Source organism: Paenarthrobacter sp. 10N417, assembly GCF_056394745.1.
Map to the genome: position 1 here is coordinate 121674 of NZ_JBFTIL010000016.1, position 19245 is coordinate 140918.

The 19245-nt window shown below is 59.6% G+C and carries 27 protein-coding genes; 16 read left to right on the top strand and 11 right to left on the bottom strand.

Annotated features, from left to right (window positions below; all coding sequences use genetic code 11):
* Positions 1 to 29: 29 nt before the first annotated feature.
* Positions 30 to 593: an RNA 2'-phosphotransferase gene (locus tag AC1DCM_RS18815; RefSeq protein ID WP_477519308.1), complete on the bottom strand. Its 564-nt coding sequence runs from the start codon at positions 591 to 593 to the stop codon at positions 30 to 32.
* Positions 594 to 640: 47 nt separating this feature from the next.
* Positions 641 to 997, bottom strand: a complete 357-nt coding sequence (locus tag AC1DCM_RS18820) for a hypothetical protein (protein ID WP_477519309.1) — start codon at positions 995 to 997, stop codon at positions 641 to 643.
* A gap of 586 nt (positions 998 to 1583) precedes the next feature.
* Between AC1DCM_RS18820 and AC1DCM_RS18825 the strand changes: the two genes are divergently transcribed.
* The 7 genes from AC1DCM_RS18825 to AC1DCM_RS18855 all read left to right on the top strand — a co-directional run bounded on the left by AC1DCM_RS18825 (position 1584) and on the right by AC1DCM_RS18855 (position 5552).
* On the top strand, positions 1584 to 2021 hold the full coding sequence (locus AC1DCM_RS18825) for a hypothetical protein (protein ID WP_477519310.1): 438 nt from the start codon (positions 1584 to 1586) through the stop codon (positions 2019 to 2021).
* Positions 2022 to 2258: 237 nt separating this feature from the next.
* Entirely contained in the window at positions 2259 to 2426 is a 168-nt protein-coding gene (locus AC1DCM_RS18830) for a hypothetical protein (protein WP_477519311.1), read from the top strand.
* Positions 2427 to 2605: 179 nt separating this feature from the next.
* Positions 2606 to 3139: an ankyrin repeat domain-containing protein gene (locus tag AC1DCM_RS18835; protein ID WP_477519312.1), complete on the top strand. Its 534-nt coding sequence runs from the start codon at positions 2606 to 2608 to the stop codon at positions 3137 to 3139.
* A gap of 96 nt (positions 3140 to 3235) precedes the next feature.
* The gene (locus AC1DCM_RS18840; RefSeq protein ID WP_477519313.1) at positions 3236 to 3679 is read left to right on the top strand and encodes a hypothetical protein; all 444 of its coding nucleotides are present in this window, start codon (positions 3236 to 3238) and stop codon (positions 3677 to 3679) included.
* A 358-nt stretch (positions 3680 to 4037) separates the two neighbouring features.
* Entirely contained in the window at positions 4038 to 4415 is a 378-nt protein-coding gene (locus tag AC1DCM_RS18845) for a T6SS immunity protein Tdi1 domain-containing protein (RefSeq protein ID WP_477519314.1), read from the top strand.
* Positions 4416 to 4629: 214 nt separating this feature from the next.
* Positions 4630 to 4944, top strand: coding sequence for a PASTA domain-containing protein (locus tag AC1DCM_RS18850; protein WP_374152854.1), 315 nt, complete (start codon positions 4630 to 4632; stop codon positions 4942 to 4944).
* A gap of 185 nt (positions 4945 to 5129) precedes the next feature.
* Positions 5130 to 5552, top strand: coding sequence for a hypothetical protein (locus AC1DCM_RS18855; RefSeq protein WP_477519315.1), 423 nt, complete (start codon positions 5130 to 5132; stop codon positions 5550 to 5552).
* A 532-nt stretch (positions 5553 to 6084) separates the two neighbouring features.
* Here AC1DCM_RS18855 and AC1DCM_RS18860 read toward each other — a convergent pair.
* The 3 genes from AC1DCM_RS18860 to AC1DCM_RS18870 all read right to left on the bottom strand — a co-directional run bounded on the left by AC1DCM_RS18860 (position 6085) and on the right by AC1DCM_RS18870 (position 8521).
* Positions 6085 to 6396, bottom strand: coding sequence for a hypothetical protein (locus tag AC1DCM_RS18860; protein WP_477519316.1), 312 nt, complete (start codon positions 6394 to 6396; stop codon positions 6085 to 6087).
* 108 nt (positions 6397 to 6504) lie between these two features.
* Complete coding sequence (locus AC1DCM_RS18865) at positions 6505 to 7041, bottom strand: hypothetical protein (RefSeq protein WP_477519317.1); 537 nt, start codon at positions 7039 to 7041, stop codon at positions 6505 to 6507.
* Positions 7042 to 7978: 937 nt separating this feature from the next.
* Complete coding sequence (locus tag AC1DCM_RS18870) at positions 7979 to 8521, bottom strand: hypothetical protein (protein ID WP_477519318.1); 543 nt, start codon at positions 8519 to 8521, stop codon at positions 7979 to 7981.
* A 370-nt stretch (positions 8522 to 8891) separates the two neighbouring features.
* Between AC1DCM_RS18870 and AC1DCM_RS18875 the strand changes: the two genes are divergently transcribed.
* Both AC1DCM_RS18875 and AC1DCM_RS18880 read left to right on the top strand, forming a co-directional pair.
* Positions 8892 to 9449 (top strand): suppressor of fused domain protein, encoded by a 558-nt coding sequence (locus tag AC1DCM_RS18875; RefSeq protein WP_477519319.1) that lies wholly within the window; start codon positions 8892 to 8894, stop codon positions 9447 to 9449.
* A gap of 216 nt (positions 9450 to 9665) precedes the next feature.
* A complete protein-coding gene (locus tag AC1DCM_RS18880) occupies positions 9666 to 10889 on the top strand; it encodes an MFS transporter (protein ID WP_477519320.1) in 1224 nt (407 codons plus the stop codon).
* 138 nt (positions 10890 to 11027) lie between these two features.
* Here the strand turns inward: AC1DCM_RS18880 and AC1DCM_RS18885 are convergent, their stop codons facing one another.
* From AC1DCM_RS18885 to AC1DCM_RS18900, 4 genes are all read right to left on the bottom strand, one after another.
* A complete protein-coding gene (locus AC1DCM_RS18885; RefSeq protein ID WP_477519321.1) occupies positions 11028 to 11246 on the bottom strand; it encodes a hypothetical protein in 219 nt (72 codons plus the stop codon).
* A gap of 241 nt (positions 11247 to 11487) precedes the next feature.
* A complete protein-coding gene (locus AC1DCM_RS18890) occupies positions 11488 to 12018 on the bottom strand; it encodes a hypothetical protein (RefSeq protein WP_477519322.1) in 531 nt (176 codons plus the stop codon).
* 39 nt (positions 12019 to 12057) lie between these two features.
* Entirely contained in the window at positions 12058 to 12411 is a 354-nt protein-coding gene (locus AC1DCM_RS18895) for an ankyrin repeat domain-containing protein (protein WP_477519346.1), read from the bottom strand.
* A 325-nt stretch (positions 12412 to 12736) separates the two neighbouring features.
* Positions 12737 to 13762, bottom strand: a complete 1026-nt coding sequence (locus tag AC1DCM_RS18900) for a DUF695 domain-containing protein (RefSeq protein ID WP_477519323.1) — start codon at positions 13760 to 13762, stop codon at positions 12737 to 12739.
* A 190-nt stretch (positions 13763 to 13952) separates the two neighbouring features.
* On the opposite strand from AC1DCM_RS18900, the gene AC1DCM_RS18905 reads away from it, so the two are divergent.
* Both AC1DCM_RS18905 and AC1DCM_RS18910 read left to right on the top strand, forming a co-directional pair.
* Entirely contained in the window at positions 13953 to 14258 is a 306-nt protein-coding gene (locus AC1DCM_RS18905) for a hypothetical protein (protein ID WP_477519324.1), read from the top strand.
* A 435-nt stretch (positions 14259 to 14693) separates the two neighbouring features.
* Positions 14694 to 15122 (top strand): DUF6188 family protein, encoded by a 429-nt coding sequence (locus AC1DCM_RS18910; RefSeq protein WP_477519325.1) that lies wholly within the window; start codon positions 14694 to 14696, stop codon positions 15120 to 15122.
* Between the two features lie 46 nt (positions 15123 to 15168).
* On the opposite strand, the gene AC1DCM_RS18915 is transcribed toward AC1DCM_RS18910, so the two are convergent.
* Positions 15169 to 15387, bottom strand: coding sequence for a hypothetical protein (locus AC1DCM_RS18915; RefSeq protein WP_477519326.1), 219 nt, complete (start codon positions 15385 to 15387; stop codon positions 15169 to 15171).
* 430 nt (positions 15388 to 15817) lie between these two features.
* Here AC1DCM_RS18915 and AC1DCM_RS18920 point away from each other — a divergent pair, with 430 nt between their 5' ends.
* From AC1DCM_RS18920 to AC1DCM_RS18930, 3 genes are read left to right on the top strand one after another with little or no spacing between them, the layout of a single operon-like run.
* On the top strand, positions 15818 to 16372 hold the full coding sequence (locus AC1DCM_RS18920; RefSeq protein WP_477519327.1) for an RNA polymerase sigma factor: 555 nt from the start codon (positions 15818 to 15820) through the stop codon (positions 16370 to 16372).
* Entirely contained in the window at positions 16369 to 17205 is an 837-nt protein-coding gene (locus tag AC1DCM_RS18925) for a hypothetical protein (protein ID WP_477519328.1), read from the top strand. Before AC1DCM_RS18920 ends, AC1DCM_RS18925 begins: the two co-directional genes overlap by 4 nt.
* Positions 17206 to 17214: 9 nt before the next feature.
* Positions 17215 to 17640, top strand: coding sequence for a CoA-binding protein (locus tag AC1DCM_RS18930; RefSeq protein ID WP_477519329.1), 426 nt, complete (start codon positions 17215 to 17217; stop codon positions 17638 to 17640).
* A gap of 44 nt (positions 17641 to 17684) precedes the next feature.
* On the opposite strand, the gene AC1DCM_RS18935 is transcribed toward AC1DCM_RS18930, so the two are convergent.
* Positions 17685 to 17999 carry a hypothetical protein gene (locus AC1DCM_RS18935; RefSeq protein ID WP_477519330.1) on the bottom strand — a complete coding sequence of 105 codons (315 nt, stop codon included), beginning with the start codon at positions 17997 to 17999 and terminating at the stop codon, positions 17685 to 17687.
* A gap of 43 nt (positions 18000 to 18042) precedes the next feature.
* Here AC1DCM_RS18935 and AC1DCM_RS18940 point away from each other — a divergent pair, with 43 nt between their 5' ends.
* Together AC1DCM_RS18940 and AC1DCM_RS18945 are read left to right on the top strand one after the other, a co-directional pair.
* Positions 18043 to 18615 carry a polysaccharide deacetylase family protein gene (locus AC1DCM_RS18940; RefSeq protein ID WP_477519331.1) on the top strand — a complete coding sequence of 191 codons (573 nt, stop codon included), beginning with the start codon at positions 18043 to 18045 and terminating at the stop codon, positions 18613 to 18615.
* 139 nt (positions 18616 to 18754) lie between these two features.
* Positions 18755 to 19165, top strand: a complete 411-nt coding sequence (locus tag AC1DCM_RS18945) for an MmcQ/YjbR family DNA-binding protein (RefSeq protein ID WP_477519332.1) — start codon at positions 18755 to 18757, stop codon at positions 19163 to 19165.
* The last annotated feature ends 80 nt before the right edge of the window (positions 19166 to 19245 follow it).

Sequence of the window (19245 nt, forward strand, 5' to 3'; positions counted from 1 at the left end):
TCTCTTGCTAGGGCTAAAGCTTAGTGAAGCTATCGGTCTTTCTCTGCCGGGAGGACCGAGATGTACCTGGCGGGAACGCTGTCCACCAGCCATACCTTATCGCCGCCGTGATAAAAGCTGACGTGCTCTCCGTGAGCGGCCGCGCTGTCAATGACAAGGACAACGGGATCAGTATCCTTTCGTTGTCCTACCTGCTTGGCCATTTCGACGTCCTCGGATAGGTGAACGTACTGGCGTCGCATGGGTCGCAAACCCTCAGACTGAATAGCTTCAAGGCTTTCCCTGGACGTCCCATGAAACAGTATTTGAGGTGGACTTTCTTGTGCCCGCACTATGCGGGCCGGGACACTGTGACCGTAGAAAGCTCGAATACGGTCCCCGCTCAGTTCATGACGTCGCTTAGGCGAGGACAGGAGCATACCCTCGAGATCGGTGACTTCAAGGTTCACCCAATCAGGGGACTCCCGCCGGAGCGCCCGAAGAAGGTCCTCCACAGACGTCCACCCTTCGTCATCCAGCTCCAGTTCGTAAAGCCACGGCTCGTGGCGCAAAGCATGCGATACAGCCCGGCTGAGCTTCGGGTAGTCAGTCATTTGCCTCGTGCTTTCTGCAGTTACTTCCTAAGCGATCGGGCGGGCGGTCAGCGAAATTCAAGCATGTCGTCGATGGCTGAATGAAGCCATGCTGCGAAATCAGGAAATCCTCGGTCCCCGCGTGATTCCCATCCTGGGTCGGCGAAGTCATGCACGATCGAGATCTTGCCCGTTGAGAGATCCCAGCACGCCACGTCATCGTTGTCCTCTCGCCGGGCGAGCGGCACGATTCTGCGGTCTGGATAACGGCCCTTCAGCCCCCGGTAGTGCGTCCGCAACCGCTCACCAGTCAGAACGAACCACGGCTCGAGATAAATGATTTCCATGGCCATAAACCGGATGAAGTCCGATGGATACTCGAAACCGACGGGCAACTCTTCGGCGGTCAGAAGTGTCTCGCTCATCAGAATTCTATCCATCCTGTCGCGCGGAACCCTTGCTATCTGCACAGAACGCTTCGCTTCCAATACGCAATCTAACGACCCCGACAGCGTTGAGCGAACGACTTCACGCGCTATCGCTTATCCTGCCATGCCCGTTCGAACTCCGCCTCCGAGATAACCCACGGCTGCCAGTCTCTCGGCTGATCAAGCAGCGCTTGTCCCAACAAGCCGAATTCGTCCTCATCGTGCCCAGGACCATAACGAAGAGCTGGGCCGGAGTCGTAAACCTCCATCTGTCGAATCGGCCAGCCATCGCCATCGACTTCAAAGTAATACATTGCAGGACCCCAGGAGGAAAACTCGTCACCCCTGGATTCGATCCAGCGCCTCCGGTAGTACTCAATTGCCATATGAGCAGTGTGCCCGAAAGTTTACTGCTCTCCACGAAGCGCGACTTTTCCAACATTCTCAACGCTCGCAAGAGAGTGCCCGTTCAAGGATCCTCCAGCGGGGCACCCGTACCTTTAGAGACACGGCCGCGCCCAACTTGTCACCGCTAGCTGCAATCATCGACGGACTCAGGAATTCTGGCGGTAGCATTCTGGCTATGCAGCCACTCTTGACCACGTCCATCCGACGGCCATTTCACTGGGGAATCGTCATCGTCGCCGATGCTGAGTCTCGCGGCAAAATTCCGGAAGTGGAACCTGACAAGGCTGTCTCGTCCAATGAACACGGCATTATTGCGTTGGTCCGTCATGCCCAGGACATCGACTCATTTGAGGACGAATTCGACTGGGCTGAAACTGAAGTGGTAGTCCGGCTTCTAACCGAAGCGGACCTCCCCAGCGTGGACAGAAGCGAAGTATTCCGTGGAAGGCTAAAGTCAGCCAATGGCAGAATCACAGTCGGTGACGCCGACAGTGACGTCGAAACTCCGGCTCACCGCGGTTGGAACGAGCTCGTTGTGACGGTCGCGTCCGATGCCGCTGTTCGTGGTAGTTCGCCAGACGAGCTACGCATCGACCTTATTCCCAGCGTTTAACCGATGATGGCGTGAAGGCTCGCCTCTCCGTCTTCCGCGAACCAACGCCCGTTTGCCGCAGTCCAGCGGACGCTCCAAGTGTCCGGTCAGGGATCGGCTTACGGACGCAGGTCCACCGGATTACGGAGTTGGCCCAAGGACCAAGAAGCCGGTCAAAGCACCTTAGGATCCAGTCATGACAGCTCCTGACATTTCGCACCTAATCTCGGATCTCCAAGTCACAACGTGGTGGGATGAATGACCGGCTTGCCGAAGTACCGCGACGGCGGCAGAGACATAAACAACTACCGCATTGATCAAAACTTCCGTCGTAAACGTCGCGGTCTCACCTTTGCCGTCGTCTTTGGCGTCATATCGATCCTGGGGTTGGGCCTGTTGATTTTCTGGACTTCGTGGGGCGGCTAGTTGTGGGTGTGCGACAGACTGTGACGACCACCACATTATGTTTGAGTTTTGAAGCCACAGACGCGGAATGCCCAGTGGAGGATCCTTTCCGGAACTCCCCGACGATCTGAACAAGATCTATTTGCCGGATTGGGGGCGCACCTCCGAACGAGCCGTGACTCTTGGTGGATGCTTAGAACATGCCCCCTAAGCCGAGCACCCCACGCACCTTGGGATTCGCTGTATGGAGCGACAACGTCGCCCTTGTCCGCGAGCTACTGGACGCCGGCGCCCCTGTTGACCATTACGGATCCGACACCGCAGCCGACATCACGCCCTTGATGGAGTCAGTCGACGAGCTTGAGCCGTTCTATGACGATTCCAGACTCCTTGTGACGCAGCTTCTCCTGTCGGCGGGCGCTGACGTAGGGAGGCGCGACAACACCGGACGCACGGCTTTGCACTACGCCGTTGGGGCTGGTGTTATGGCGGTCGAGGTTCTTCTCGCGGCCGGTGCGGACGTGAACGCCGCTGCTGACGACGGGGCCACACCGCTACACGAAGCGATCGTCCGCGGGAATGTCTCAGCCATTGAAGCTCTCTGCCACGGCGGCGCCAATTGGGCCGCTCGAGGCCGTACGGGACGCACACCCGCCGACCTACTTCCTGAGAACAAGGATGCGTTCACATCTGAGGAACTCGCTGCCGTGAATCTTCTGCTTGAGTCCACCTAGCCGGCGCCCCTAGCCGCTGGCTATTCGCGCGCGGCTAATGAGCGTCTCAATGCAGAGACTAACTGCCCGTAAATAATCTGCGCCATGATTATGCCCATGACATCGGATCTTGATTGGGCGCGCTTCCATGAGGCTTTCGGGGAGGACCCCGGCGTGCTTCCTGATGGCGAGGTGGCCGGGAGCGCAGAACACGACTGGGATGCCCTGTTTGCGATGCTGCACCACAGCGGCTGGAAACTGACAACCAGTGATGGCGATTTGTCGCTCCCGCCCGATAGACACGGTCTTGCCGAATTTGAGACCTTCGCCGTTTGGCCCGTCGACGGAGTACACGTCAACTTCTTCCCTGGACCGCATGGCGTATTTTTCGACGTCGACTTAAGGCAGCTCGTCAACCAAGCCGCAATGGACGGCCTAGCCCATTTGATGCGAAAGCTCGGAACAACGCTTCGTCGAGATGTCGAGCTTAGAGACGAAGGTTCGAGCGGCGCCCCAGTCATTCGCTACTCCACTGCAACAGACCTGTTTTCAATAAGTTAGATGCAAAACGCCCCTTAGAAGTCGGGCCCCGAGCAGACTTCAGCCCGCACGGAAGGGGATCGCCTTAGGACGTTGTCCTAATGGGGCCCGGGGCTGGACCGTTCACTGAATTTGTGAGGCATGATGTTGCCATGCTTGAGATCTTCGGTAAGAGGTTCGACGTCACCCATGGAATCCCCGGATCTCCTGAGAGCGTGGGGAACAACGTCGCCTACTTATTCAGCCGCTATGGCGGCTGCACCTTCAATGGCGGCCTGTACCGGGTGCATTCAACGGAATCATTTCGCAAAGCGTCGACAATGGTGCCGAGGCCTATCCCGAGTTCGGCTTTCCACTAATTCCTTTCGGGTTCGATTGGTTGGGCCGTCAGTTTGTCCTTGACCTGCGAAGTGGTGACGTTGATCCCGAGATCCTTCTCCTGGAACCGGGAACGGGTGAGGCGCTAGAGATCCCAAGGAAGTTCTCGACCTATCACGACGACGAGTTAGTACGGGATCCGGAACCAAGCCTCTGCGTGAGCTTCTTCAATGAATGGAAGTCTGAGAACCCTGCAGACTTGGCTTTCGATCAGTGCGTCGGCTACAAAGTACCTCTTTTTCTAGGCGGCGAAGACTACGTCCACAACCTTGAGGTCAGCGACATGGAAGCCTACTGGTCAGTGATGGGTGAGCTCCGTCTCGCTACGATGAATCTCGCTCCTGGCACGCGGATAAGCGGGATCGAAATCGGTGAATGACGCTTCAGCAGGGGCTCCTTTAAGCCGAGAGCAATTGCAGACACGCGTCCGGTTCGGGATCCTCCAAAGGGCACCCAGCTGGCCTAACTAAAGCGCGCTTTTCGAACCAACAAATCGGGTTGGCCAGGCCCGGCTGACCAACCGGCGGTATTTTGGTGACGGAAGAAGGTTGGTTTCACCGTTCTAGCTGGTCAGGCTCAAAGGAGTTGCCGAGATGGATGAACGTCAGAAGCTGACTGTTCCCGATCTGGTTGGGCAGCCTGTGCACATTGCCCAAGAGATGGCGGCGAACATTGGGTTTGGTCTCGCCGCCGGGGACCCTGACGGGCCGGGGCTCCGTTCGCGTACGTGGCCAGGGCTGTTCTGGGTGACATCCCAAGATCCGTCCGCCGGGTCGGTCCTTGAGCGGGGGAGCCAAATTAGGATTACTTTCGTTCAGGACGGTCAAGCCCGAAGCGACGTGCCGGAGCAGACGGGCGGGCCGACCCCCTCACTTAAGAGTCATGCGGAGGCTGAGAAGGACGAGTGAGCGATGTCCGGTGAGGGATCCTTCACCGGGACACAGGATCGGATTGAGCCGCAACTGTGACTTTCAGCGATTCGTGGCGGCTGTGTCGGGTGACGTGGTGCTGGGTGCCGTTTCCAGCCATGACGGTTTCCTGCTGGATAATCAGGGCATGCTGATTCGAGAGTCCAAGGCCCAATTGGAGCAGATTGCTTGCGGTGATAGGGGCCGACGAACGCATCGGGGCTCGGAATCCCGGTGCCGTGATGAACGTCTTCGAGCGTTTCGCGGCTATGCCGGCCAACGACTGCGCCCCGATGGACGAAGATGGCGATGGCGTTCTTGCCCAGTTCGGGACTTATGGGGCGCGGGGCATCCAAGAATTCAACGTGGATCTCACACGTCAGTTCATTGAAGCCGGCGACGACGATGCTCTGACGTGGCAGCTGTCATGCACGTTCTACTGGGATCCGACGCCTGAGACCCTTGCAATGGGCAGCGGCAGCCTGTGGTCCTTCGACTTTGCTCTCGAAGACTTCTTCAGGAACGCTGCCCTGCTACCCGGATGGGAATGGGCGCTTGGTACAAACGAGCAGCCCAAGTCCTTGGAAATAGCGCTGGACCAGGTCTGAGTGAGCCCAGGGCTCCATGCTGAGCCCGCGAGCTGCACCGAGCTATCTGGCAACACGAGAGTCCTTTCGAACTGGCCGTCCGATGAGGGATCCCCATTCGGGCCAGTGAGGCTCCCGGTGGACCACCATTGCCAAGGCGGATGGTTGTGTAGCCAGCCCTTTTCTCAGCATCCTCCCTGAATCCCGCCCAGTTGATAAGAACGACCAAGACAAATCCTGAGACGAGCAGCAGACCTATCAGCAGATCAGTAAACAAAGACTGGGGGACACCAGCAGCGCTTAGATAAGCAATCGACAAACTAACGACTACTAAGACGGCCGTGGCGCGGTGGCGCCACCGTGTCACTTGAAAAGCAGTTCTGCCAGTGATCAAACCACTACGAGATCCCGTGCCTACCAAGTCGCAGCTCCATATTCGCCCAAGCAGTCTCCAGCTCTCATCGTGCCACGCCCGTAGGTGGTCCTGGGCGATGCCGGACGCCCAACGAGGATGCCCTTGCGGGCAGCCGACCCCATGCAGACTTCGCCCCGGTCATCCTCGCAAGATCCAGTCCACGGGGTAGCCGAGTTCCTCGAGAGTTAGAAGCAGTGGTTCGGGAGGAACCGCAAAGACGAAGAGTTCAAAGCCACCGCCGCGGATGTGGATCCGCTTAGAGAACAATCCACGAGTAGTGAAGACCTCGATTACCTGTTCCCTGCGGAAGGGCCATGGCCCGAAGATGCGCCCAAGACCGAACCGAAAGCGAAAGTTGAGATCCTCCTCCGTTGCGGTTAGTTCGACGAGCGGCGTCGTGGCGCGGATTTTCCGGTACTCGATGCCGACATTTATGCGATAAGGCTTCATAGGCCTGCATCATCCCCCGAGTTGGCTGAGTGGTTTCACCAAAAGTTACTGCCTGGGTGCGCAGAAGTCTCTAATACCGGCGCCCCCCATGCGCCCGGTAAGGGATCGTCAGTGGCACTGGGCCTTGGCTAACAGATAGCTGGTTTGGAGCCCCTCCAGCCCGTTGAGCTTAGTCTGGAGAGACTGCATGCGGGCAGTGGCGGTCACAATGCCTGCAGTGTCCCCGGTGCTCAGCGCCTTGCTGGTATCGGAGAGCGCGTTGATGGTCTGGATAGCCAAGTCCATGATTTGGTCGGCATACTGGAGGGCCTGAGTACATGGGTAGGGAGTCTGGGCCACCGTCTTGGTCTGGGTGACGGTCTCGGTCGCCGTCACGGTCGGAATCGGCCTGGCCGACGCCTCGGAGGAGGCCGTGCCGTACCCGTTGTTGTAACCAACGGTCGTCCCAGCAGCCGTTCCCAGGGCGACCAGCGCGAGAGATGCCAGCACTATCGCAAGGGTCCGTCGTGGCTTGCGCTGGGTCCGCGGCATCGCCGGGGCCTCATCTATGGGTGCGGGCGGGTAGGGCGGCAACGGAGGCTGCCAAGGGGCCTTCGGCCCCGGGGTGTAGTCGCTCATTTGCTGCCCGCTGTGCTGCTCCTCCACGAGCTGCCCCCAATCTAAAATGTGGCCTTGCTTTGGTGCATTTACGCTCGCATGCAGCCGCACCCGCGGGCAACACTTGCCTGTACTCTTCTTTCGGACGCGCCCACTACGGGGTGGAACAGGATACGCCGGAAAGGGGCAGCACCAAGCGCTATCGCCGACGAACGCCGGTGGCAACCGAGCCTGGCCAGCTCCCGCGCCTGTCCACTCTGGGGCCAGCAACGTCGCGGCGAACCCAAGGTATCAAAACATTGTCCTCTAACCCCCGCTGCACCACCCCCGCCACCGTTGAGCCGGCCGCGAAACTGGCCAAACCGCTGGCCTGCATGCGTCGCCCCTCAAGGCCCCTACCCCTAGCACCCGCCCGTAGGCCGATCCCTTATGGGTCCAGTGTCGGTGACTTAACGGGCAACAAATCGACCTTGCCCGTGACGCGTTTTGGGATCAATTGGGTAGCCAAGCTCCTCAAGGAAATCAAGTACCTGGTTGGGATGGTAAGTCCAGAATGTCCACCAGGTTCCGTCCGTGCGGAGGAAGCCTAAACCGTGAGATGTATCGAGGCCCCTCATCGTCCGGTATACGAGCCTGACCTCACTCCGTTCCAGCCTCCATGGGCCGAAAAACCTGCCCAATCCATGCCGCGCCCGGAACTCCAGCCGCTCCTTTGTCGGGACGAGAAGGATCCACGGGGTACCGGCCCGGAACTTTCCCGGGAGAGCAAGCCCTCCCCTGAATTCCTTCTGCATCCGAGCCCTTCCAATCCCGCTAAGTCGCCTCTATCAACCCACACCAGGGGTGACGGTTGGATTCCGCTCGCGCTCTGATAACCGTGTACGCAAGTGGATCCTTTACCGGTCGCCAAGCTTTCCTGGCCAACACGAACGGGAGTTGTCTGTAGTTTCCGTTGCTGCCCGGAGAAAAATGCGTGGCGCGCCGTCTATACGCACACCCAGCAGTAGAGCCCTTGCCCGGAAGCTTTGGATCGTCGGGCCAGGCCGGCCAAATCCTTTAGGAAACCGCCAAGAAGCGCCGAATCAGCTGCGTTCCAGAACTCCTCAGTCTCCGACCATGGGATCGCCACCTGCTCAAGGGCTTCGTCGGAAGCGGTGGCCAATGCTGTGGAAAGGGGCTCCGTTAGGGTCAGCACAAGACGCTCCCCACCATCCCGATCCGCGAGGGCGTGCCCGCTGCGGGGATCGTCCATGACATCGTCAAAGGACCGTCCGGTGAGCAGCTCTTCTAGTGTTCCCAGCTGCACGACGGGATCAATACCGTTGCCGGATACCGTGTCAAAAACTGCCCCATCGGGGTAAGCCACGATCGCCGGTGCCGCCGCTTGGCGTTTGCGGCCGAAGATGCCTCGCCGGGGCTCGGCTGGCGGAGCGATCGTCGCCGGGGATCCAGGACCGCCGACATGATCGATCACTGAGGCTGCTTCCTCATCGGAGGCAGCAGAGAAGTAGTCAAAAAGAACGCCCATAATCGACATTCTCCACTACGTGAGGCCGCAGCCGCATGACGGCGCGGCGTCAACTTCCCGCTGATAATCCCGTAGGTGACTGAGCCGGGCCGGCAACGAAGTCCGAACCAAGTGCGCCTTGTGGTGAACTACAGCCAACTTCATGAATCACCCGCCCGTAAACCGATCCCTGAACGGGCACTTTGAAGCGTTCGGAGAGCTACCGTCTTACGGACGCGGCCCTGGGTCGTGGATTACGGCAACGGCTAAGCAATGGCGGACTCGTATGCCTGGCTGCTTAGCCATTGAGAGTAGCGCTCGGCGGAGTGGTATCGAAGGCCAGAGCCCAAGGCCAAGGGACATATGGTGGTCATGTGGAGGTCCATAAATAATGCATGATTCAGTCGAAGAGCACCTGCTCTCCCGATGGGGCGATCCTACGAGGAAGGCTAATTTCGAAGGCGAAGGATTCTCCATCCAAGTATGGAAATGGGATGCTGCGGTCACGGGAGAAGGTGTCGATATATATGCGACTGTCGGAGCTGCAAGTGGACCTGTGGGCGATCCAGGCACAGTAGAGCATCGCGCAGAATTCCTGTTGGGTTTGCGGCCGGGGCAGGACGCAGTGGCTCGCTCATTCGCGGCTTTGGCGCTCTACGGCGGACGGAACGGAGTCACAGTAGCGGACGGACACACCGTCCCGTCGGACGGTCCACTCTGGCCTGGCACAGAAATGATGGCGTTCCTGATCCGTGAACAGGAAGCGATAATTCCAACTGTCCAACTATCCGATGGGTCGCACGTCCACTTCCTCCAAGCTGTGCCCCTGCACGAATCCGAACTGCTATATAAGCGTCGTCACGGGATGGACGCCCTGATGGCCCACTGGAAAGAGCGCCTTGTGCCTTTCTGGGATTCGGAGCGCGGGCCTGACACTCCGATCTTCTGATTTCAGGAGCGTTGCCTTGAAGGATCGACTTAGGGCCAACAGGTGCCTCTGCCCTGAGTGGGACATTCGGGCGGTTCTCTTCAGCTCGTGGTAGCTTGGCAGCGCTGCGGACAGCAATCGTCGGGTTATGTGACGGGTTGCAACCGGGAATGGGCTGGGGACCCAGGGCCGGGCTAGTGGCTCTTGTGACCCCGGCCTTCGACCGACAGGAGTGACGTGCGCAGCCCTCTTACCCTTTTGAACCAGTACCCAAAGTTCCGTCGTGTTCTGTTCGGTGAGGGCTTGGCCATGGCAGGCGAAGCTGCGTTCTCCATTGCACTGGCTTGGCTGGTGATTAGTGAAACCGGGTCGATTGTTGCCCTTGCTGGTGTGCTGCTGGCACAAGCGATACCCCGAGGAGCGCTGCTACTACTGGGTGGTGCGCTGACGGACCGGTTCTCGCCGGGCCGCGTCATGCTCGTGTGTCACCTGGTGCGTGCCGGTGCGATGGCATTAGTGTCGACCCTTAGCTTCACCGGGACGGTGCAACTGTGGCAACTGTACGTCCTGGCCGCTATCACGGGAACTGCTTCGGCGTTCTTTGCCCCTGCCAGTGAAGCTGTGCTCCCACGCCTGCTCCCCGGAAAGGACCTACCGCAAGGAAACGCAGTTCAAGGAGCCGTCGCACAGGCTGCTTTCATCGCCGGCCCCATGGCTGGGGGCGTCCTAACCGGCTTGGGCGGCGCCGGACTGGCCATTGCCGTCAACGCCCTAACGCTAACGGTTGCAGCCTTCACATCACTGAACATCCCCCGTGGACCCATCGGGAGTGGATCAGGCAGCGCCACTGAAGTCATCCGCGAGATTGGCCTGGGTCTTCAGCACGCGGCACGGTCCCACGAGACCCGCATCGTCCTTCTGGTTATCAGTGCTGCCACGCTGAGCTACAGCGGGCTCTTCGCCATCGGGCTGCCGCTGTTGGCCACCTCCCTTAGTGACTCGCCGATGGCCCTTAGCATCCTCGTCTCCGGTTGGGGCGCGGGGCAGCTGCTCGGAACCGTGGCGGCGGCCGTGACCGGCCTGCCCCGGCGTTGGGGGCTACTCATCATTTCCATGACACTGGTGGAAGGCATCGCCTTTGCCCTCCTAGGCCTGACCACCGAACCATGGGTAGCAGCCTCCATCCTGGCCCTGGTCGGGGTAGGCGTCGCCTACAGCACAGATGTGGCCCTCCCAACGTTCATTCAGACCCGCACCCCAAGCCACCTACTAGGGCGGGTAAGCTCCGTCCTTGAACTGCCCAGAGTCATTCTGGAACCCGTATCCATAGCCTTGCTCGGCCTGGTCCTCGCCGGTTCACTGCAATGGGGATTCCTCGCAGCCGCTGCACCAGTACTCATCGCCGGCACAATCCTTTCCCTCAATGGAAAAGCCCGAACACTCACCGCAGAGGGAACCTGAAAGCGCAGCGCCCGGTAAGGGATCGGCTTACGGACGCAGGTCCACCGGATTATGGAGTTGGCTTTGACCCAGTGGGAATCGGGAGACCCCGGCCAGACAAGCCGCCCCTATCCATGCTCTCGAAATGGCCAGGGTCCTTTACTCTGGCACATAGGGAAGAGTGTTCATCGCTAGTGCTAGATCACCCTGCAGTCGGCGCACCTCCTGCCGATGAAAGCCGACACGAGTATGAAACTCATTTTCGTCGAGACCTTCCAATGTCTCACGCAGAGACGACCAAAAAATTTCAAGCTCATCTGCGGACAGCGTCAGCCTGACTTCCGCGACAGGTACCTCAGGATCAAATTCCAGCTGCATAGTTCACTTCCAAAACTTCGGCTACGAAGACGTGAAGTAATCCTAGCCATCCCATTGCTACCGAGCCGCAGCCAGGGAGGCGGAGGAAGGTAAGTCATGGGCGTTCGGTGAAGGATCCTCTATCGAACGCTCTGGTCCTCTCCTCTGAGAGCGTCGTTGTTAGGTCAGCCGCAGCCTGAGGGCAACGGCCACCTCATCGGCGCGCCCACAAAGCGTGGGCGTGGACAGCGCTTATGAAGAATCAACTCCTGTGTTCAGCGGCGACTTCCCCACGTCTTGTGCCAGTACTCAGCGTCCTTGCTGCTGGAGGATAGGATGGCGCCCGCTGCGGCGAAGCTGGCCACATCTCCAGCAGGTAATGATCGACCACCTCGTCGGAAAATTCCCCGTCGTGGCCTTCGTCGCGGCCTCGGGCACTGGTCCGCAATCGGTAGCTGCCGAGCGTCACATCGCGTAGTTCGCCGCTGTCCTCGTCGCCCCAGGAAGTCCACCGTATGAAATGTCCCTCGGGAAGAGTGAAGGACACCTCGACGATGTCCTCCCACGGGGAATCGGGGTTCAGCTCAGGTGCCTCATCCAGGAGCATGATGCGCACGTTAGACCCTCCCGACCGTCGGCCGAAGTGGAGATAGATCCCATCCGCATTGGACGCCCCGACCAGGCCATTGACCTGGTCGTCGAAGAAGCGTTCAAAGATTCCATCGAAGCCATAGCCGGCCCAATGCAGGTCGAACTGGCCGTAGTCGGTCATGATGACTTGGTCGAGCAGCACTCTTTCCATGGCATCAGGATAAAGGTGGCACCGAGAGGGTCATTCAGCTACGTCCGCGAAGTACTGTGCGACGTCGTAATTGCCGATCAGTCGTGCAAACCCAACGGGGGTCTTGCCACCTCCGTTGATGCAGAATGGATCAGCTCCGTACGAAAGCAGGAGTTTGATCAGTTCGCCACGGCCGTTTGAATTACCGACAGCAGTAAAGAGCGCAGTGTTGCCCCAGCCGTTTTGCAGGTCAACAGTGGCGCCGGCACGGAGCAAAGCAGCAGCTGCGGCGACAGCATATTCCTGCGCAGCAAAATGTAGTGGCGTGAATCCGGCCTTGTCCTGGGCATCGGGCGAAGCACCGTCAGCCAAGTGCGCCTCTGCGGTGGCAACATCATTTTCCAGGGGCTGCGTGGTGGAGCGCTGTGCGGTTCATCCGGTCCATACGTGCAGTCTGTCATCCGGTAACCAGCGGCCGAGAGCGACGTGCGGGTCTGCCACAGGCTTCGTTCAGGTCCCTTCAGAGCGGCCGTAAGCCGATCCCTTACCGGGCTGAGGGGTGTGCCAAATAGCGCTGTGAAAACACCACATTCATCTCTAAAGGCCCCAAGCGCGGCGTTCCACAAACAATTTCGACTGTGGGCAGGTGCCCCGAAAACCTGTACTTTGCGAGGCGCTCTGCGGCAAAGGAAGTGCAGGGCTGGGTCTGTTGGACGGAGCACCCTGGCTCCTATGAGAATTGGCGCAGATCCGTCCATCCAGGATCGGGTACTTGGGTAGTGGCAGCGTCAACTAAGCGGGCAGCTGCTTCGATAGACGCATGTCCGTTCTGGTCGTCGGAATCAGTGTAATAGTGGAGCACTCTGGTTCCAGCCGCTGTTTCATGGGCCACGAGGATCCCTCGCGGCCCGAGTGCCGCAGTGATGTTGTCCTCGATTTGGCGGAGACGGTTCAAAGCGGTTTCGGTTGGCAAACCATCGTCCCGTTGGTCTGCATACCCGAGGCTCACCTCAGTATGGAGGTCGAAGACCGGGTAATCGATCCACCGTAGCGGCCTACGGGCCAGGACAACCATCCGCTCTCCAGCCGGTGTCGTGCCCTGCAGAAGGGCCCAGTTGTCCGGTTGTGCTTGTGCAGTCATCCTGTTGATGGCTTCGACGAGATCAGTTGCTGAAGCCTTGGCTACATCGGCGCTGGTGGTTGTGTTGATAGCTCCCACCCACCGTTCGACGCCGTCTTCGCCCAGAAGCCAGTCAAGAAACAAGAAGGAGACCCGAAGAGGTTCATTCCCGGGCATTTGACCGAACAGAGGGTGGTAAACCTCGACGTCGATACTTTCACGCAGGTCATCCACGCTGAGGCCGAACCGGATATCCCGGAGTGGGAACTTAGTGCCCTCGATGTCCAAGACATTCTCGATAACGCCGGGCACCGGCTGACGGGCCGAGGCGAAGTCCCAAACCTCGTCAGCGGAAGGGGCTGCGCGCAGCCATTGTTCTGCGACTCTGCGTAACGCAGCATCACCCTCAGCACTGACGACCAGAAGATGGTCCGAGCGATGACCGCGACCGGTGTCCCACGCCAAGTCAGGATGCACCTTGGCGAGTTGCTGGGTCATGACGCTGGGAAGGTCGTCCCACTCTCCGGTCTGCACTGCGGTGCCGATGCGGTCTTTTCCCTCAGCGGTCCACCATTCCCAGAAAGCGCTAATCGGATGTACTGGGGCCGGAGTGAGCTTGCGCCGAAAAATTCCCATGTCTACCTCTGCTTGGGCGGCACGATAAGCCGCAATGCAGAATCTACCGGAAAGTTCTGACGGAACTCCCCTTAAGGTCACACTCGTGTCTACGGCCGCCCGTAAGCCGGTACGTGCGTTCAAGCGCCCGTATGGGGACGGCTCACCGGGACACGGAACAAGGTGTGTCCCGCCGGGATATATTTCCCTCGTGAATAGTAACGAAAGTGCGCGAGCAATCTTCCTTTGCGAGCAGACGGGGCTGATTCCGCCCCACGAGCTGCCTGACTTCGCCACTGAACTTCTCGTCCTGGGCTATGACACCCCTTCACTTCGTGAACTGGCAGGGCTCCCGACAGGTGACCGGGCCGACTCGGCAGATATGTGGAATGCAGTCCGCGATGAACTCAGCGTCCGGCACGAAGACCAAGCGGAAGCGGCGAGGTTTCTCCTGAAGTACTGGGCTCAGGAGACTGTCGAAGGACGGATCGACATCCTCGCCGGTCGAGGCTCATGAACCGGGTCGGCTGGTTCCCTCTGAGGCAGCCGGCGGAGCTGAATGAGCTCGTATACCTCTTGGACCTCTGGGACGAAATGCCCCAGCGCCGCGAGCAAACTACCGCGGAGCTTCTTGCCTTCGCGCGGAACCTGATGGGCAACGAAAGCTAACTTCGACCGAATCCCAAGCAGTCGATGCCTACTCCGTGACAATCTTCGACATGGAAGATGACTGACTTCGGTCCCGAGACTGAGGGGAAGCAATAACAAGACGCCCGTTCGGTAAAGGATCCCCTAATGGCACGGTTCTGAACGGAATCGTAATCCCCAGCGGAGGCAGTGTGCTGGCGTGACCCAGTTGAGCGGCGACCGGCAGATGTATGGCTAGAGGTCCGTTCTGCGGGCAATGGCCGTTGGGGCACGTCTAGGGTTGAACGCAGGAGGAAGGTGGGCAGTGGTAGATGTTCCGGCATCCCTGAGCGGAGCTCAGAGATTCGAGGGTTACTGGCTTCTCGATGTGAGCGCCCAACTCATCCTGCAACTCGTCTTGGATTTCCAAGTAACTCTGGTTCTCGAACACTTCAGAATCACCATCGAAGAGAGCTTCGTTCTCGAGCACCCCGATGGCACTACACATGTAGTCGAACCCGGCGGCGATTTCGACCAGCTCGCCCCCGTTCTTCCGCTCTCACGCTCCAAGATTGTTGCTGAGGGAAGAGCATTCGACGACGGACGTCTTGAAGTCGTCATGCAGGATGGCTGCCGGCTGACTGTGGTGCCGGATCCCGAGTCGGCGTACGAATCATGGAACCTCACGGGGCCAGACGGACTAAGGATCGTGTCCATGCCCGGAGGCGAGCTAGCCCTTTGGGGCAGCCCGTAAAAGGATCCCTCACTGCGATACGAGTCGAGTCAGACAGCGGCACCGGTCACTTCTTGGCGACGATCATAGCTAAAAGGTCGTCTAGACTTCCGTGGCACTTCTCCAACTCCGGCAGGTGGTAGAACGTGCTGGTGATCTCGACGTTGTTGATGACTTCGTCCTGCGAATGCAGGATTGTCCTTCTGCCTTGAGCAATCGCGATGCCAAGCTCAACATGTGTGCCCTTCCCGCCTGGAAGCAGGATTAGGACAACGTCGGCACTCATCACTGCGTCTCTCTCATGCTGCCCGATAGAGCGCAGATCGCCGAGGGTGACGGTACCCGCATCGCGCGCAGACGCATTCTGGGTCCAGTCGTACGTGTTGACGTAGCCCTTGGATAGCTTCGGAAGATGACAGTGACGACTCGGATCACCCAGAAACCGGCTCCCGAAAAAAGTTTCAAAAAAAGTTCGTGCGTTGCGTAACCCTTTGGCGTACCCCGACGATTACGTCTTTGAAAGGGCCGAGCTGGAATTTGTCCCCCATCATGTTCCAGCTCGGCTCTTCTCTTTCCTGAAGAGATTTTGAGGGACATGATGGGCCTTCCTTGGGGCCGCCCGGTCGAGCAGATACCCTTGGTGGGTTGCCCGTCGAGCAAAGGCGGACGACCTGGCTCCAAGCCCGGACCTGCCGCCGATCGAAAGTCTCTTAACTGTGACCGACGCATTGACCGACGAAGCGCTTCATGCACTCAAGGGCAATAACGCGGAACTGTTCAGCGCCGTCTACCAGGCATGGGCTGGACCGGTTCTTGGCTACCTGACGGCTAAAGGCGTATCAGATCCCGAGGCCATAACACAGGACGTTTTCCTTGCTGTCCTGCCCCGATTGGATGACATCCAGGGAGGAGCGGGCGGATTACGGACCTTTGTTTTTTCGGTCGCCCATGCCCGCATGGTAGACGAGCACCGGAAGCAAAGCAGGGCCCCGGAACACCACGAGTTCGAGCCCGAGCGCGATCCCCGCGAATCAGGTTCTGCAGAATCAGAGGCAATGGGCCTGCTGGCTCCCCATGAGGTCATGAAGCTCCTGGATTACCTCGGGGACGATCAACGAGAGGTCCTGGCACTCCGGATCGTGGCAGGCCTGACCGTGGAGCAGGCAGCCGACATCATGGGGAAATCCGCCGGCGCAGTAAAGCAACTGCAGCGCAGGGCTTTGATGACGCTCCGTGAGCATTCGGCAGTAAAGGAATACGTGTCCTCATGACATACAGGGATATGGAACGCGAAGATATCGTCGACGAGCTCCTGCTCGACGCCGGGCCCACTGACGCGCCCGGCCTTCGGCAGGCACTGCTCTCCCTGCGTTCCTTCGCGGACCGCCCGGCACCTGCTCCGAGCGAGGCGCTGGCCGCGATGTTCGCTGGACCTCACGATGAACTCAGCAAGCGTCGTTGGCGACACAAGCACCGTACGGCTGTGGTGAGCGTTGCCGTGGTGGCGGCCATGGGACTCGGCGTGAGTGGTGTGGCTGCTGCCAGTTCCGGTTTCACCCGTACGCCCACGTTCGTCGATGAACTGCTGGGAAATTTCGCTCCGCAACCTTCATCCGCAGCGCCCGCGCTGCCCACGCCCGATGCTCCGAAGGTCAGTACGCAACCGGCACCTGCCGTGGATCCCGCAGCAGTACCGCTGGTTACCGAATCCCCTACGGCGCAGGGCGGGCACGACGATGAGGCTTCTGGCACTGCCATGCCGCATGTCAAGGCACCGGAGCACCAGTCAGAGCCTGAGGCGGCCGACGTCGGAAACGTCCCGGCTTCAGGCGCGGTCGGCGAGCCTCCCCGTACCGACCAGGCGAAGCTTGCCGAGCCTCGGGAGGCAAAGCTTGAGGCAAAACTTGGACAGTCCGGACTTGAGCCAACGCTCCCCGACGTTGTTAAACCAACCGCAGAACCGACTACAACGGCCAAACCCGCCCCCGCCCACGGAAATAAGCCAAGCCAAGCACTCCCACTGCTGAACGAGAAGCCGGCTCACGAACCTTTCCAGTCCTTCATGGACAAGCTGAAGCAATGGTTGAGGGGCGCGGGACACTAAGCTTGCTTCATGATGCATGTCAACGATCCGGCCGTGGTGGAACGATTGATGCGAACAAAAGGATGCTGGGCAATCGTTGGCCTCAGCAACAATGAGTGGCGCTCCGCATACGACGTCTCCCTGTACGTTCGAGACCGCATGGGTATGGAGATTATCCCCATAAACCTCAAGGGCGAGGACGTCCATGGCGAAAAGGGATACAAGTCCCTGATGGATATTCCTGCGGAGAAACACCCCATCGACGTGGTCGACTGCTTCGTTAACTCCCAACGAGTGGGCGCTGTTATTGATCAGGCAATCGCCATCGGTGCCAAGGCTGTGTGGCTGCAGCTGGGCGTCTTTGATGACGACGCCGTCCAGCGCGCCAGGGATGCAGGTTTGGACGTCGTGGTCAATTCCTGCCCGGCGCGCGAAGGCTGGCATTACGGCCTGTAATCACCAGGTCGATTCCTTTGCTAATCTGCAGCTGACTCATTCTTTTAGCCATAGGGGACGGCCATGTGTGGCGACCATTCAGCGGTGCCCATTGCCACGCCAGCTTCCACGCCAGCCCGGCGGGCCATCTTAGGCGTATTTGGAGCTTCGCTCGTTGCCGGTTTGAGTGCCTGTGCTGCACCTGAAAGCACAGCGCCTAAAAGCACGACGTCGGAGCTGCCGCCTGGTTCCGCGTCTGCCTCGCCCGAGGTGCCGGGCCCGAACGGTGGGCTGTCGGCCGGGGGTGAGGTGCCGCCGTCGTACACTTCAACACCAACGCCCACGCCCACCGCAACGAAACGGATCCGGCGTACGTTCATTCCGGACTACCAACTGCCGCCGATCGTTGGCGGGCTGGCGCCGGTGATCACCAAGATCGAGACCAAACACCCGGTAGTGTTCCTGACGATTGATGACGGGAATATCAAGACCCCGGAATCGGTCAAGCTCATGACCGACTACGACTACCCGGCCTCCCTGTTCCTGACCAAGAACACGATCGCGGACAACCCCGCCTTCTTCAACGCCTTCAAGGCGCAAGGCAGCCTCGTGGAGAACCACACCGTCACGCACAACATCAACATGGTGCAGCAGTGGGGATACCAGCAGCAGTTGAACGACATCGTGGGCATGCAGGACTACGCATTTCAGCATTACGGCCGACGTCCCACGCTGTTTAGGCCCCCGGGCGGAGCCTACTCCAACGCCATGCGCCAGGCGGTTGCCGCTGCCGGAATGAAGGCGATCATCACATGGGAGGCTAAGGCGAACGCCGGGAAGATGGACTATCAGGTCGGTAACTCACTGCGTCCCGGCGACATCGTGCTGATGCATTTCCGCGCCGAGTTCGCCGCAGACTTCGCTGCGTTCCGCGCTGCACAGTTGGCCGCGGGCCTGGAAGTGGTGCTGCTGGAGGACTTCCTGGGCGTGGCGTAGGGCTGCCGTGGCCGCCTGCCGTGGGCCCATTTAGATGATCCGCTGCGCGTTAGACGACGCCTACCATCGAGTGCGCAGCGGTCCATCGAAACGGGGACGAAGCGGGCGCCGAAAAGGAGGGCCGGGTAAGCTCACCTCCATGGATGTTTCCCAGCTCCGCCAGATCTGCCTGGGCTTTCCCGGGGCCTTTGAAGACTTCCCGTTCGGACCTGAAACCTCCGTGTTCAAGGTGCGGGCCGCCGTCGCGGGTGGAGCACGGCACGAGGCCAAGTTGTTCGCGCTTTCCGCCATGGATCCTGACAACTGGTCCGTGAGTCTGAAGTGCGAGCCCGCCTTGGCCGAGCAACTCCGCGCAGCGAATCCCGAGATCACTGGTGCCTGGCACATGAACAAGACCCATTGGAACGGCGTCCGGTTGGATGGAGCCCTTCCCGATGACATGATCCGGGACATGGTGGAGGACTCCTATGATCTGGTGGTTGCTTCGCTAAGCCGGAAGCAGCAGGAACAGCTCGGCTGGGCGCGGCTCGTCAACCGCACTGGCATCTGAACCCGGCCTGCCCCGGCTCTGACACGGCACCGCACCCTCTCCCCACGCCGCTGACATGGGGCTAGATTGATAGTGCAAGC

What these genes read in the sequence shown, in the direction of transcription:
- AC1DCM_RS18900 (WP_477519323.1), bottom strand. Translation starts at nt 13,762, where the DNA reads ATGGGAATTTTTCGGCGCAAGCTCACTCCGGCCCCAGTACATCCGATT.
- AC1DCM_RS18830 (WP_477519311.1), top strand. Translation starts at nt 2,259, where the DNA reads ATGACCGGCTTGCCGAAGTACCGCGACGGCGGCAGAGACATAAACAAC.
- AC1DCM_RS18875 (WP_477519319.1), top strand. Translation starts at nt 8,892, where the DNA reads ATGCATGATTCAGTCGAAGAGCACCTGCTCTCCCGATGGGGCGATCCT.
- AC1DCM_RS18925 (WP_477519328.1), top strand. Translation starts at nt 16,369, where the DNA reads ATGACATACAGGGATATGGAACGCGAAGATATCGTCGACGAGCTCCTG.
- AC1DCM_RS18885 (WP_477519321.1), bottom strand. Translation starts at nt 11,246, where the DNA reads ATGCAGCTGGAATTTGATCCTGAGGTACCTGTCGCGGAAGTCAGGCTG.
- AC1DCM_RS18870 (WP_477519318.1), bottom strand. Translation starts at nt 8,521, where the DNA reads ATGGGCGTTCTTTTTGACTACTTCTCTGCTGCCTCCGATGAGGAAGCA.
- AC1DCM_RS18825 (WP_477519310.1), top strand. Translation starts at nt 1,584, where the DNA reads ATGCAGCCACTCTTGACCACGTCCATCCGACGGCCATTTCACTGGGGA.
- AC1DCM_RS18850 (WP_374152854.1), top strand. Translation starts at nt 4,630, where the DNA reads ATGGATGAACGTCAGAAGCTGACTGTTCCCGATCTGGTTGGGCAGCCT.
- AC1DCM_RS18820 (WP_477519309.1), bottom strand. Translation starts at nt 997, where the DNA reads ATGAGCGAGACACTTCTGACCGCCGAAGAGTTGCCCGTCGGTTTCGAG.
- AC1DCM_RS18815 (WP_477519308.1), bottom strand. Translation starts at nt 593, where the DNA reads ATGACTGACTACCCGAAGCTCAGCCGGGCTGTATCGCATGCTTTGCGC.
- AC1DCM_RS18860 (WP_477519316.1), bottom strand. Translation starts at nt 6,396, where the DNA reads ATGAAGCCTTATCGCATAAATGTCGGCATCGAGTACCGGAAAATCCGC.
- AC1DCM_RS18945 (WP_477519332.1), top strand. Translation starts at nt 18,755, where the DNA reads ATGGATGTTTCCCAGCTCCGCCAGATCTGCCTGGGCTTTCCCGGGGCC.
- AC1DCM_RS18935 (WP_477519330.1), bottom strand. Translation starts at nt 17,999, where the DNA reads ATGAACGTACGCCGGATCCGTTTCGTTGCGGTGGGCGTGGGCGTTGGT.
- AC1DCM_RS18930 (WP_477519329.1), top strand. Translation starts at nt 17,215, where the DNA reads ATGATGCATGTCAACGATCCGGCCGTGGTGGAACGATTGATGCGAACA.
- AC1DCM_RS18840 (WP_477519313.1), top strand. Translation starts at nt 3,236, where the DNA reads ATGACATCGGATCTTGATTGGGCGCGCTTCCATGAGGCTTTCGGGGAG.
- AC1DCM_RS18835 (WP_477519312.1), top strand. Translation starts at nt 2,606, where the DNA reads ATGCCCCCTAAGCCGAGCACCCCACGCACCTTGGGATTCGCTGTATGG.
- AC1DCM_RS18915 (WP_477519326.1), bottom strand. Translation starts at nt 15,387, where the DNA reads ATGAGTGCCGACGTTGTCCTAATCCTGCTTCCAGGCGGGAAGGGCACA.